Origin of the sequence: Serratia sp. BIGb0234, from assembly GCF_024809915.1 — a bacterium.
GTDB classification, from domain to species: Bacteria; Pseudomonadota; Gammaproteobacteria; order Enterobacterales; family Enterobacteriaceae; genus Serratia; species Serratia liquefaciens.
The window spans coordinates 234,483-246,178 of the sequence record NZ_JANUEI010000001.1; the positions used below are offsets into that span (position 1 = coordinate 234,483).

The 11,696-nt window shown below is 54.7% G+C and carries 9 protein-coding genes and 5 tRNA genes; 11 read left to right on the plus strand and 3 right to left on the minus strand.

The annotated features are described in order from the left end of the window. Window positions 1-50: 50 nt before the first annotated feature. The 10 genes from tolB to pnuC all read left to right on the plus strand — a co-directional run bounded on the left by tolB (window position 51) and on the right by pnuC (window position 5,592). Window positions 51-1,343, plus strand: coding sequence for a Tol-Pal system beta propeller repeat protein TolB (gene tolB, locus M2407_RS01255; protein ID WP_020825685.1), 1,293 nt, complete (start codon window positions 51-53; stop codon window positions 1,341-1,343). Window positions 1,344-1,387: 44 nt separating this feature from the next. Next, window positions 1,388-1,903 carry a peptidoglycan-associated lipoprotein Pal gene (pal, locus tag M2407_RS01260; RefSeq protein WP_020825686.1) on the plus strand — a complete coding sequence of 172 codons (516 nt, stop codon included), beginning with the start codon at window positions 1,388-1,390 and terminating at the stop codon, window positions 1,901-1,903. Between the two features lie 9 nt (window positions 1,904-1,912). After that, the gene (gene cpoB, locus M2407_RS01265) at window positions 1,913-2,713 is read left to right on the plus strand and encodes a cell division protein CpoB (protein WP_020825687.1); all 801 of its coding nucleotides are present in this window, start codon (window positions 1,913-1,915) and stop codon (window positions 2,711-2,713) included. Between the two features lie 179 nt (window positions 2,714-2,892). Beyond that, window positions 2,893-2,968: transfer RNA gene (locus tag M2407_RS01270), tRNA-Lys, on the plus strand. 32 nt (window positions 2,969-3,000) lie between these two features. Then, window positions 3,001-3,076: transfer RNA gene (locus tag M2407_RS01275), tRNA-Val, on the plus strand. A 7-nt stretch (window positions 3,077-3,083) separates the two neighbouring features. Further along, window positions 3,084-3,159 (plus strand) — tRNA-Lys (locus tag M2407_RS01280). 69 nt (window positions 3,160-3,228) lie between these two features. Continuing rightward, window positions 3,229-3,304, plus strand: a tRNA-Lys gene (locus M2407_RS01285). A gap of 55 nt (window positions 3,305-3,359) precedes the next feature. Continuing rightward, window positions 3,360-3,435 (plus strand) — tRNA-Lys (locus M2407_RS01290). 348 nt (window positions 3,436-3,783) lie between these two features. Continuing rightward, complete coding sequence (gene nadA / locus M2407_RS01295) at window positions 3,784-4,845, plus strand: quinolinate synthase NadA (RefSeq protein ID WP_041415250.1); 1,062 nt, start codon at window positions 3,784-3,786, stop codon at window positions 4,843-4,845. Window positions 4,846-4,866: 21 nt separating this feature from the next. Further along, the gene (gene pnuC, locus M2407_RS01300; RefSeq protein ID WP_020825689.1) at window positions 4,867-5,592 is read left to right on the plus strand and encodes a nicotinamide riboside transporter PnuC; all 726 of its coding nucleotides are present in this window, start codon (window positions 4,867-4,869) and stop codon (window positions 5,590-5,592) included. Between the two features lie 38 nt (window positions 5,593-5,630). Here pnuC and zitB read toward each other — a convergent pair whose 3' ends face one another. From zitB to M2407_RS01315, 3 genes are read right to left on the minus strand one after another with little or no spacing between them, the layout of a single operon-like run. After that, entirely contained in the window at window positions 5,631-6,593 is a 963-nt protein-coding gene (gene zitB / locus M2407_RS01305; protein ID WP_046374259.1) for a CDF family zinc transporter ZitB, read from the minus strand. Then, window positions 6,593-9,808, minus strand: a complete 3,216-nt coding sequence (locus tag M2407_RS01310; RefSeq protein ID WP_128863926.1) for an ATP-binding protein — start codon at window positions 9,806-9,808, stop codon at window positions 6,593-6,595. Before M2407_RS01310 ends, zitB begins: the two co-directional genes overlap by 1 nt. Then, window positions 9,805-10,410, minus strand: coding sequence for a response regulator transcription factor (locus M2407_RS01315; RefSeq protein ID WP_020825691.1), 606 nt, complete (start codon window positions 10,408-10,410; stop codon window positions 9,805-9,807). Before M2407_RS01315 ends, M2407_RS01310 begins: the two co-directional genes overlap by 4 nt. Before the next feature lie 206 nt (window positions 10,411-10,616). Between M2407_RS01315 and aroG the strand changes: the two genes are divergently transcribed. Next, on the plus strand, window positions 10,617-11,669 hold the full coding sequence (aroG, locus tag M2407_RS01320; protein ID WP_020825692.1) for a 3-deoxy-7-phosphoheptulonate synthase AroG: 1,053 nt from the start codon (window positions 10,617-10,619) through the stop codon (window positions 11,667-11,669). Window positions 11,670-11,696 lie beyond the last annotated feature (27 nt).

The following is an 11,696-nucleotide window of genomic DNA, read 5'->3' on the forward strand; positions in this document are numbered from 1 at the left end:
AAAATTCTGCTAATTTATCGCAGGCATCCCGCCTGGATAAGGGAGATGAGATGAAGCAGGCATTTCGAGTAGCGTTAGGTTTTTTAATACTGTGGGCCTCCGTTCTTCACGCGGAAGTTCGCATTGAAATCACCCAAGGGGTCGACTCCGCTCGCCCGATTGGGGTGGTGCCGTTTAAATGGGCTGGCCCAGGCACGCCTCCGGAAGATATTGGCAAGATTGTCGGCGCAGACCTGCGCAACAGCGGCAAATTCAACCCAATTGACGTAGCGCGCATGCCGCAGCAACCGACCACCGCGTCTGAAGTGACGCCGGCGGCCTGGACTGCATTGGGCATTGACGCAGTCGTGGTCGGTCAGGTTCAACCTGGTGCGGACGGCGGCTACCTGATCTCTTATCAACTGGTGGACACTTCAGGTTCTCCAGGCACCGTATTGGCGCAGAACCAGTATAAAGTGACCAAGCAGTGGTTGCGTTATTCTGCTCACACCGCCAGTGACGAAGTGTTTGAAAAGCTGACCGGTATCAAGGGCGCATTCCGTACCCGTATCGCTTACGTTGTGCAGACTAACGGCGGGAAATTCCCGTACGAGCTGCGCGTAGCGGATTACGACGGCTACAACCAGTTTGTGGTACACCGTTCACCGGAACCACTGATGTCCCCGGCCTGGTCGCCGGACGGCAGCAAACTGGCGTACGTGACCTTTGAAAGCGGCCGCTCTGCGCTGGTGGTTCAGACCCTGGCTAACGGTGCTATCCGTCAGATCGCCTCGTTCCCGCGCCACAACGGTGCACCGGCGTTCTCACCGGACGGCAGCCGTCTGGCCTTCGCGCTGTCTAAAAGCGGCAGCCTGAACCTGTACGTGATGAATCTGGGCTCTGGCCAGATCACTCAAATCACCGACGGGCGCAGCAACAATACCGAACCGACCTGGTTCCCGGATGGCCAGTCTCTGGCATATACCTCGGATCAGGGCGGCCGGCCACAGATTTATAAAGTCAGTGCCAGTGGCGGTGCGTCACAGCGTCTGACATGGGAAGGCTCTCAGAATCAGGATTCTGAAGTCAGCTCTGATGGTAAATTCCTGGTGATGGTGAGCTCAAACAACGGTGCTCAGCATATCGCCAAACAAGATCTCGGATCGGGTGCAGTTCAAGTTTTGACCGGCACCTTCCTGGACGAAACGCCTAGTATTGCGCCAAACGGCACCATGGTGATCTATAGCTCCACGCAAGGTATGGGCTCCGTGTTGCAACTGGTATCGACTGATGGGCGTTTTAAAGCGCGTCTTCCGGCAACTGATGGACAGGTCAAATTCCCTGCCTGGTCGCCGTATCTGTGATGCATGTGTAAATATGTATGGCAAACTATAAAAGGATTAAAGAAATGCAACTGAACAAAGTGCTGAAAGGGCTTCTGCTGGCACTGCCAGTCCTGGCTGTAGCAGCTTGTAGTTCTAACAAAAGCGCAAACAACGACCAATCTGGTCTGGGCGCTGGCGCTGGCACTGGTACAGAAAACGGCAGCAGCAACCTGTCTTCTGAAGAACAAGCTCGTCTGCAGATGCAAGAACTGCAGAAGAACAACATTGTTTACTTCGGTCTGGACAAGTATGACGTGAGCTCTGAGTTCGCTCAGATGCTGGACGCGCACGCTGCATTCCTGCGTAACAACCCGTCTTACAAAGTGACCGTAGAAGGCCACGCGGATGAGCGCGGTACGCCGGAATACAACATTGCCCTGGGTGAGCGTCGTGCTAACTCCGTGAAAATGTACCTGCAAGGTAAAGGCGTTTCAGCTGACCAAATCTCTATCGTTTCTTACGGTAAAGAAAAACCAGCAGTACTGGGCCACGACGAAGCGGCTTATGCTAAAAACCGTCGTGCAGTTCTGGTTTACTAAGAGAATCGCATGAACAGTAACTTCAGACGTCACTTGTTGAGTCTGTCGTTACTGGTTGGCGTAGCGGTCCCATGGGCCGCTACTGCCCAAGCGCCAATCAGTAATGTCGGCTCCGGCTCGGTCGAAGACCGTGTCACCTCGCTTGAGCGCATCAGCAATGCTCAAGGCCAGCTTTTAAACCAACTCCAGCAACAACTCTCTGACAATCAGCGCGATATTGACTCGCTCCGCGGTCAAATCCAGGAAAGCCAATATCAACTGAATCAGGTCGTTGAACGCCAAAAGCAAATCTATCAGCAGATGGATAGCATCAGCCAGGGCGGCGCTCAGAGCTCTGCTGCCGCAGCGGGTGCCGCGGGTGGAGCAGCAGCGGCTGCGTCCTCCGACGGTGCTGACAGTGCGTCTGCGGGCGCTACAGCAGCAGCGCCGGCCAGCAAGGGTGATGAAAACAGCGACTACAATGCCGCTGTTTCATTGGCGCTGGAAAAAAAACAGTATGACCAGGCAATTTCTGCTTTTCAGACCTTCGTAAAACAGTACCCAAAGTCTACTTACCAGCCTAATGCCAACTATTGGCTGGGCCAGTTGTATTACAACAAGGGTAAGAAAGACGATGCGGCTTACTATTATGCGGTCGTGGTGAAGAATTACTCAAAGTCACCTAAGGCGCCGGACGCCATGTACAAGGTAGGTATCATCATGCAGGAGAAAGGGCAGGCCGATAAAGCCAAAGCCGTGTTCCAGCAGGTGATTAAACAATACCCAACCAGTGCGGCGGCCAAACAGGCGAAAAGTCGCGTAGCCGGTTAGTCAGAAAAAATAATGAGCCCAGAAGTTAGTCGATTTGACCGCTTTCTGGGCTCATTCGCGTGAAGAACAAGCAGTTGAACCCCTTGTTCAAAAATTTAGGTTGCGCTGCCAAGATAAATTAGTAATATATGCCGCCGTTGCCAAGACATCTTGCAAGATGTTAAAGCAGCAAGGAAATTGGGTCGTTAGCTCAGTTGGTAGAGCAGTTGACTTTTAATCAATTGGTCGCAGGTTCGAATCCTGCACGACCCACCAATTTCTGAAGTAGTAGCAGTAACCACGTCAGTGGGTGATTAGCTCAGTTGGTAGAGCATCTCCTTTACACGGAGGGGGTCGGCGGTTCGAGCCCGTCATCACCCACCACTGCTGTGGGTCGTTAGCTCAGTTGGTAGAGCAGTTGACTTTTAATCAATTGGTCGCAGGTTCGAATCCTGCACGACCCACCATTTCAGAATTGTTTTTCCTCAATCCAGGCTTCGGTTTGTATTGGCTGTTCAGCAGTAAACCACGTCAGTGGGTCGTTAGCTCAGTTGGTAGAGCAGTTGACTTTTAATCAATTGGTCGCAGGTTCGAATCCTGCACGACCCACCATTATTGCAGCGAGTTCCTCTCCTGCTTACGCGGTTCAGCAGTAAACCACATCAGTGGGTCGTTAGCTCAGTTGGTAGAGCAGTTGACTTTTAATCAATTGGTCGCAGGTTCGAATCCTGCACGACCCACCATTCTTAAAGAAATACCCCCCCTTATTAAAAACTCTGAATTGGCATATAGCACGAATCGTGTCGGTGAGAAGCTGCGTTCAGATTCGAGGAAATCTCCGGTACGTTCCACCTTCCGCCATTTTTGTTGGCATGCGCACTCCATTCTCTCTATCACGAAAGCACTTTCCCCCTGCAGATCTCTCTCTTTGATCAAAAATTCAATCCATTAAACTTCATTGGCGTGATATTGAAAATATCAGCGGACTTTTCGCTCAATTTTAGGTATTTTGTTTAGTATATAAAACGAAGGGGGTTGCGATGGGTAATACCCGGGCAGCAGACACCCAGCCTAGCACAGAGATTGCAGCGATGAGTGAAATGTTTGATGTTAATGCGGCGGTGTACCCGTTCCCGCCCAAACCCGTGCCGTTAGACGTCGCGCAGAAGGCGTTTTATCGTGAGAAGATTAAAACCCTGCTCAAGCAGCGCAATGCGGTGATGGTGGCCCATTATTATACCGATCCTGAGATCCAGGCGCTGGCGGAGGAAACCGGCGGCTGTGTGGCGGACTCGCTGGAAATGGCGCGCTTTGGCAGCAATCACCCAGCTTCGACCTTACTGGTCGCCGGCGTGCGCTTTATGGGCGAAACCGCCAAAATCCTCAGCCCGGAAAAACAGGTGCTGATGCCGACGCTGCACGCAGAGTGCTCGCTGGATCTTGGCTGTCCGGAAGAAGAATTCCATGCATTTTGCGACAGCCACCCCGATCGCACCGTGGTGGTCTACGCTAATACCTCGGCGGCGGTAAAAGCTCGCGCGGACTGGGTGGTTACCTCCAGTATCGCCGTTGAACTGATTGAGCACCTCGACAGCCTTGGCGAGAAAATCATCTGGGCCCCGGATCGTCACCTGGGCAACTACGTGCAAAAGCAGACGGGCGCCGACGTATTGTGTTGGCAGGGGGCCTGTATCGTCCATGACGAGTTTAAAACCCAGGCCCTGATGCGCATGAAGGCCTTATACCCTGACGCGGCGATACTGGTGCACCCTGAGTCGCCACAGGCGGTGGTTGACCTGGCCGATGCGGTAGGCTCAACCAGCCAATTGATACAGGCGGCGAAAACTTTGCCTAATCCGCAGCTGATTGTCGCCACCGATCGCGGTATTTTTTATAAGATGCAACAGGCCTGCCCGGACAAGGAGCTTTTTGAAGCGCCGACCGCCGGTGAAGGCGCCACCTGTCGCAGCTGTGCGCACTGCCCATGGATGGCGATGAACGGCCTGAAGGCGATTGCCGACGGGCTGGAGCAGGGCGGTGCACTGCATGAGATCCACGTGGATGCGGCGTTACGTCAAAAGGCGCTAATCCCGCTGAACCGGATGTTGGATTTTGCTGCCCAATTAAAAATGCAGGTAAAAGGGAACGCTTAACCGTTTAATAAGGATAATAAAATGAGCTTTTTCAGTACCAGCAATATCTTGGTGCATATCCCGCTGGGCGCAGGGGGTTATGATCTGTCATGGATTGAGGCGATCGGCACCCTGTTCGGTTTGTTGTGTATCTGGTATGCCAGCAAAGAGAAAATCATCAATTACCTGTTCGGCCTGATTAACGTCACGCTGTTCGCGGTGATTTTCTTCCAAATCCAGCTTTACGCCAGTCTGCTGCTGCAGCTGTTCTTCTTTGTTGCCAATATCTACGGCTGGTACGCCTGGAGTCGTCAGACGCAGGATAATCAGGCCGAGCTGAAGATTCGTTGGTTACCGCTGCCGAAGGCATTGGGCTGGGCGGCGGTATGTGTGATCGGCATTGCACTGATGACCTTTAATATCGACCGCGTTTTCGCCTGGTTGACTCAGGTTGCGGTGACGGTAATGCAGGGCTTGGGCCTCAGCGTGCAAATGCCTGAGCTGCAACCGGACGCCTTCCCGTTCTGGGATTCGGCGATGATGGTGCTGTCGATCGTCGCGATGATTCTGATGACGCGCAAGTACGTGGAAAACTGGTTGCTGTGGGTGGTGATTGACGTGATTAGCGTGGCGATTTTTGCCTATCAGGGCGTTTACGCCATGGCGCTGGAATACGTGATCCTGACGCTGATTGCGCTGAACGGTTCCTGGCTGTGGATCAAAAGCGCCGGCAACAACCAATCGCGGCCTTTGTCTTCCGCACCTTAAAATATCGCCGGGGCGCCCTATAAGGCGCCCCGTTTGTTTTAATGATGATGCCCCAGATGGGAATGCGAGCCGGAATGTGAGTGGTCACTCGGCTCGGGAGCCCGATTAATTCCGCAGTCGGGCGTATCACAATGCTGGTATTCCATTTGAATGGTCACGTGGCCAATCCGGTAGTGTTCCAACAGATAGCCCTGAATGCGGCGCAGCAAGCCATCATGGTCATTCGGCGGTATCACCTGTGCATGCAACGTCATCAGCTTCTGTTCACCAATCTGCCAGACGTGGACGTGGTGGATATTGCGTACTTCCGGAATATTCAGGCACAGGTCTTTTTGCAGTTTGGCGATATCCACTTCCTGTGGCGTACCTTCCAGCAGCTCGTGGAAGCTCTCCTTCAGCAGCCGCCAGGCACTGCGTATCACCAGGCAGGATACCAGTACCGACAATATCGGGTCGATCGGCGTCCAGCCGGTGGTCAGGATCACAATCGCCGCGGCAATGGCACCCACCGACCCCAGTAAATCCCCCAATACGTGCAATGCCGCGGCCCGCACGTTGATGTTCTTCTCTTCGCTACCGCGGTGCAACAGCCAGAAGGCGAACAGGTTAGCCAGCAACCCCGCTATGGCGATAATCAGCATTGGGGTACCCATCACCGGCTGTGGTTCGAAGAAACGCCGTATCGCCTCCCACAGTATGAATACCACGATCACCAACAGCGCGGCGGCGTTGAGGAAAGCCGCCAGCGTCGTCAAGCGCAGATAACCGAAGGTATGGCGTGCATTGGGCTTACGCTGTGAGAAGTGCACCGCCATCAATGCCACCAGCAGCGCCGCCGCATCGGTGAGCATATGGCCGGCATCGGCCAGCAGCGCCAGGGACCCTGAAATTAACCCACCGATCACTTCGGCGATCATGAATACCGCAGTGACTAAAAAAGCGGTCAGTAGGCGTTTACTATTACTGTCTTTCGGTAGGTGTACGTGCGGGCTATCCGACATTATTCATCCTTATGATGCATAGCAATATACGACTCGTTAGCGCTGACCAGATCATCCAGTTCTATCAGTATCTGTTCCACTAACGTACTTAGTTCAGTATAGGCGTCCTGAAGCAATGTTCCTTCACGACCGCTTTCCACCAATTGTTGGCACAGGCTGGCCGCTGCCGGCAGTTGCAACATCAACAGGCTACCCTTAATGCGATGCGCGGCTTGCCCAAGCTGTAGCCAGTCCTCGCTTTGTGCCGCTAGCGCGAGCCGCTGTCGGTCTTGCTGCAGGGTTGTCAGCAGCGTTGTCGCCAAACGTTGGATCATCGGTCGGTCATTACCGGCCATATCGGCCAGGGACTGCTGAAGGTCAGTAAGGACTAACTGCTGCTCCAGCGCCTGGGGTTGCTGTGGCAACGCTTGGGCGAGTGCGTCCAGCGAGATGGGCTTGGTTAAAAAGCGATCTATGGCCACCAGCTCCGGCGGGATACGGGTAAATTCCTGCACGTCCGCCGAGCAGAGGATAATTTGGCAAGCCGGGCGTCGATGGCGCTGCTCGTCGCGGCGTATCAGCCTCGCCAGCGTCAGGCCATCCGGGCGCGGCATATTGTAATCAATGAACAGCAGATCAAACGGCTGCCGACGATGGGCTTTCAGCAGCGGATAACCCTGCTCGAACAGCGTCGGCTGCAGACCGAAGTGGCGCAACTGTCGTTCCATCAGCAGGAGATTGGTGGGGTGATCGTCAATCAGCGCCACGCGCAAACTCGGCGGCGGCAGGTTGAGCGGCTTATCGGTTTGCTGTGTCGCCGAGTCAAGAGCAACCTCGGTGACCGGTACCGACAGGGAAACCTCAGTGCCGACGCCGAGACGCGAGTGCAACTCAATCCGACCGCCCATTTGTTCGATAATTTCCTTGCAAATAGACAGCCCTAATCCGGTTCCCTGCACGGATACTCGCTGCGCACCGCGCGCGCGGTAAAACGGCTGGAACAGTTTGCCAATCTCATCGGCGGCGATGCCACACCCACTGTCGGTCACCGTCAGCGACAGTTCTCCCTGCTGTGCAGACTGCTCACGCCAGCCGATGCTGACCTGAATACTGCCGCTCGGTGTGAACTTAATCGCATTATTTATCAGATTGTTAGCGACCTGAAGTAAACGCTCACCATCAATAAGAACGGCTGCGGGCAGGTTGTCGGCCGCACTCACGTTTAACGTGACTGGGCGTTCGCCAATCAGCGGTCGGTACAGGGCGCTAATGTGGGCCACCCAAGGGTGCAGGGCTACGGCCTTGGGCGCTAAGGTTAACGAGCCGGTGGCCAGTCGGGCATGATCTTGTAAGTCATTGAGCAGGTTGAGCAACGATGATGCCGAGCTGTAGATCACCGGCAGCCCCTCGGGCGTTGGCTGACGTTTCAGCTCCAGCTCCAACAGACCAAGAATGGCGTGCATCGGAGTGCGCAATTCATGGCTGACGGTAGCCAGGAATTTACTCTTCATTCGGTTTTCGGCTTCCGCATGCCGACGAGCCTGTTCAAGCACTTCCCGTTCGCGCTTATCCCGTCTCTGCAGGATAAACCGGCGCAGGGTCAGCCCCAACAGCAACAGGATCGCCGCAGCCAGCAGCGCCAGCAGCCAGGTGGTTTGCGGCTGCATACGGTTTTCATTCACGGCGTCAATCAGGTTGCTACGATCGACAATCCACTCATCGCGCAGTGATTGCAGCGTTTCCGACGGGATCTGCATCAGGTTTTTATCGAGGATAGCCAACAGTAATGGCTGATCCTGCCGCACGCCGAACGCTACCGGGTAGGCAATATTATTGGCGGCGAACGCCAACTTTATCGCCCCGGAGTAACGAGACAAAGCGACAAAGTTTGCCGAAATCACGTTATCCACCAGCGCATCCAACTGGCCGTTAGCCAGAGCGTCATACATGGCCTTACTGTCGGCAAAACGGATCTGTTCTTCGTTGGCAGGCACCAGGCCTTGTGCCAGATCGCCCTGCAGTACGCCAATGCGTTTACCGGCCAGATCGCTCCAGGTGGAAATCCCGTTGTCGTGTTGGCCAACATACACCCCCCACAGCGAACGGTGGATAGGCATACTTGCGCTGTAGCGCGCTTTAACCCCACGCGCCAATGGTAACGCGGTGCGAAAGCTGGCCTGGCCGGATTGCACCAGTTGATCGGCCTGTTCGGCATTGCGCGCCCACAGCGGAACAAAGCGCAACCCGGTGTTTTGCGCAATGATATTCAAAATGTCGATGGCATAACCGCGCGCTTGCCCACCGGAACCGCGGTAAGCGAAGGGGAAATTATTCTCGATGGCGGCGTAATAGACGGTGGGGTGAGTCTTCACCCAGCTTTTCTCCATCTGCGTCAGATCGGCATTGCCGGTATCGAGATAGCTGGGGATCTTTTTACTCCAGCGGCTTTGGATGGCATTCATCAACTCCATCGGGGTGTCGGCGATGGCCACGTTGAGGGTCTCGATCAGCGCCGGGTTGGCGGCGGCAAATACGAACGACAGGTTGCCGAGGTTGAGGGTACTTTCGATCTGATAAAGCTGGCCGAGCTGCAGCTGGTCGATAATAAAGCTGGCGCTGGCTTCATCGGCAATAAAGTAGTCGCTGCTGCCATTGAGCAGGGCATACACCGCCTGAAGGTTGTTGTCATAGCGTTGTACGTGGGACGACACCGTCTTTAGCGCATTGCCAGCCTGCATATCGGTCAGGGTGCTGATCGCCACCCGGGCATTGGCGGAATTGAGCATCACTTTGCGATCGTTGCTGCGATCCCGCAGTACGCGCAGGTTACTGACGTAATAAGGCTGAGAAATTTTCAGGCCGTGTAGCGCTTCGTTTTGTGGAATGCCGTACACCAGATCGACAGTCCCGTCATGCAGCGCTTGCTCAAGTTTCGCCAGATCGGAGAAGCCGTAGATCTGAAAGTGGATGCCGGTGACCTGCTGAACATAGCCCAGGTAGTCGGCATTCAGACCGTACAGGTCGTCATCCACAATAATGTTATAGGGGCTGGTATTTTCACTGATGATACCGATGCGCAGCGTCGCGTCGCGCCAGGGATTTTTCTCGCTGGCGATCAGCAGGTCGGGCGGGATATTCAGGTTGCTGACCAATTGATAACGTACCGGCTGCGCCGCGTGCGCCAGACTGCCGACGCACAGCAACATCGTTACCAGCAGCAAAAGCGCACGCATCATGGCGCCAGCTCTTTAAACACCGCCACCAGCTCCAACAGATTACTGGCGCCGGTCTTACGCAGAATATTCTTCTTGTGGGTACTGACGGTTTTGTTGCTGATGTTCAGCATCTCGGCGATTTGCAGATTGGACAAGCCTTTGCTGAGCAGCCCGAGCACCTGCAGTTCTTTTGGCGTCAGCAGTGTACCTTCTGCCGGTAGCGCCTCCTCGGTCATGGCGGTGGCGGGAAAGCTCAAGCTTCCATCCAGTACGGTTTCAATCGCCAGCACCAGCTCTTCGAGACGGCTGCCCTTGTGCACAAATCCGTTGGCGCCGGCCGAATAGGCCATACGGGCGTAGATATCTTCTTCCTGTGCGGTATAGATCAGGATCGGTTGCTGCGGATAGTGGCGGCGGATTTTTTTCAATAATTGCAAACCGTCCACCTGTGGCAGACCGATATCGAGGATCACCAGCGCAAAGTCGGCCGTGGCCAATTGGGCCATTGCCTGAACGTCGTCTTGCACCGCCTGCAGGTGAAAGCGGCGGGATGACTTGATTAGCGCCGCTTCCAGTGCGACATGAACCACCGGGTGGTCATCAACTAATAACAAAGAGGGCATGGCTTGGCTCGAGTAACAGTATCCTGGCCGTTAGCATAACGAAAAAGGAGCCACTGCGCTCCCCTGATGAAACAGCACAATCCACTGTTAATTTAGAGGTTCATTCGGCAGGTGGCAAAGGTGATTTACAGCGTTATCCGCACAGGCTAAATTGGTTGGATCTATGCTCTGCGAAATACCGCCTCTCGATACCGAATGGAAAAGTTATGAATTACCAAAACGACGATTTACGCATTAAAGAAATTAAGGAACTCCTGCCACCGGTGGCCCTGTTAGAGAAGTTTCCGGCTACTGAACGTGCAGCAGAGACGGTGTCAAAGGCACGCAGTGCCATTCATCAGATCCTTCGCGGCAGTGACGATCGCCTGCTGGTGGTGATTGGCCCTTGTTCAATCCACGATACCAAAGCGGCGAAAGAGTATGCCGGTCGCCTGCTGTCGCTGCGTCAGGAACTGAGCGGCGAGCTGGAAGTGGTGATGCGGGTTTATTTTGAAAAGCCGCGTACCACCGTGGGCTGGAAAGGGTTGATCAACGATCCGCAAATGGATAACAGCTTCCAGATCAACGACGGTCTGCGTCTGGCCCGTAAGCTGCTGCTGGATATTAACGATACCGGTTTGCCGGCGGCGGGCGAATTCCTCGACATGATCACCCCGCAGTATCTGGCAGATCTGATGAGCTGGGGCGCGATCGGCGCTCGTACCACTGAATCTCAGGTGCATCGCGAGCTCTCTTCCGGCCTGTCTTGCCCGGTTGGCTTCAAGAACGGTACCGACGGCACCATCAAGGTTGCTATTGACGCCATCAATGCTGCCAGCGCACCGCACTGTTTCCTGTCGGTGACCAAATGGGGCCATTCAGCCATTGTGAACACCAGCGGTAACGGCGATTGCCACATTATTCTGCGCGGCGGCAAAGAGCCGAACTACAGCGCGGCGCATGTGAAAGAAGTCAAAGAAGGCCTGGTCAAAGCGGGTCTGCCGGCGCAGGTGATGATCGATTTCAGCCATGCCAACAGCAGCAAGCAATTCAAAAAGCAGCTGGAAGTGAATGCTGACGTTTGCAAGCAGATTGCCGGCGGCGAAAAGGCGATTATGGGCGTGATGATTGAAAGCCATCTGGTGGAGGGCAACCAAAACCTGGAAAGCGGCGATCCGCTGGTTTATGGCAAGAGCGTCACCGATGCCTGCATCGGTTGGGAAGACACCGAAACCGTGCTGCGCGAGTTGGCAACAGCGGTGAAAGCGCGCCGCGGCTGATAAACCTGCCTGGTTCCAATAAAAAAG

Coding starts and splice junctions, on each gene's coding strand:
- tolB (WP_020825685.1), top strand. CDS start 51: ATGAAGCAGGCATTTCGAGTAGCGTTAGGTTTTTTAATACTGTGGGCC.
- pal (WP_020825686.1), top strand. CDS start 1,388: ATGCAACTGAACAAAGTGCTGAAAGGGCTTCTGCTGGCACTGCCAGTC.
- cpoB (WP_020825687.1), top strand. CDS start 1,913: ATGAACAGTAACTTCAGACGTCACTTGTTGAGTCTGTCGTTACTGGTT.
- nadA (WP_041415250.1), top strand. CDS start 3,784: ATGAGTGAAATGTTTGATGTTAATGCGGCGGTGTACCCGTTCCCGCCC.
- pnuC (WP_020825689.1), top strand. CDS start 4,867: ATGAGCTTTTTCAGTACCAGCAATATCTTGGTGCATATCCCGCTGGGC.
- zitB (WP_046374259.1), bottom strand. CDS start 6,593: ATGTCGGATAGCCCGCACGTACACCTACCGAAAGACAGTAATAGTAAA.
- M2407_RS01310 (WP_128863926.1), bottom strand. CDS start 9,808: ATGATGCGTGCGCTTTTGCTGCTGGTAACGATGTTGCTGTGCGTCGGC.
- M2407_RS01315 (WP_020825691.1), bottom strand. CDS start 10,410: ATGCCCTCTTTGTTATTAGTTGATGACCACCCGGTGGTTCATGTCGCA.
- aroG (WP_020825692.1), top strand. CDS start 10,617: ATGAATTACCAAAACGACGATTTACGCATTAAAGAAATTAAGGAACTC.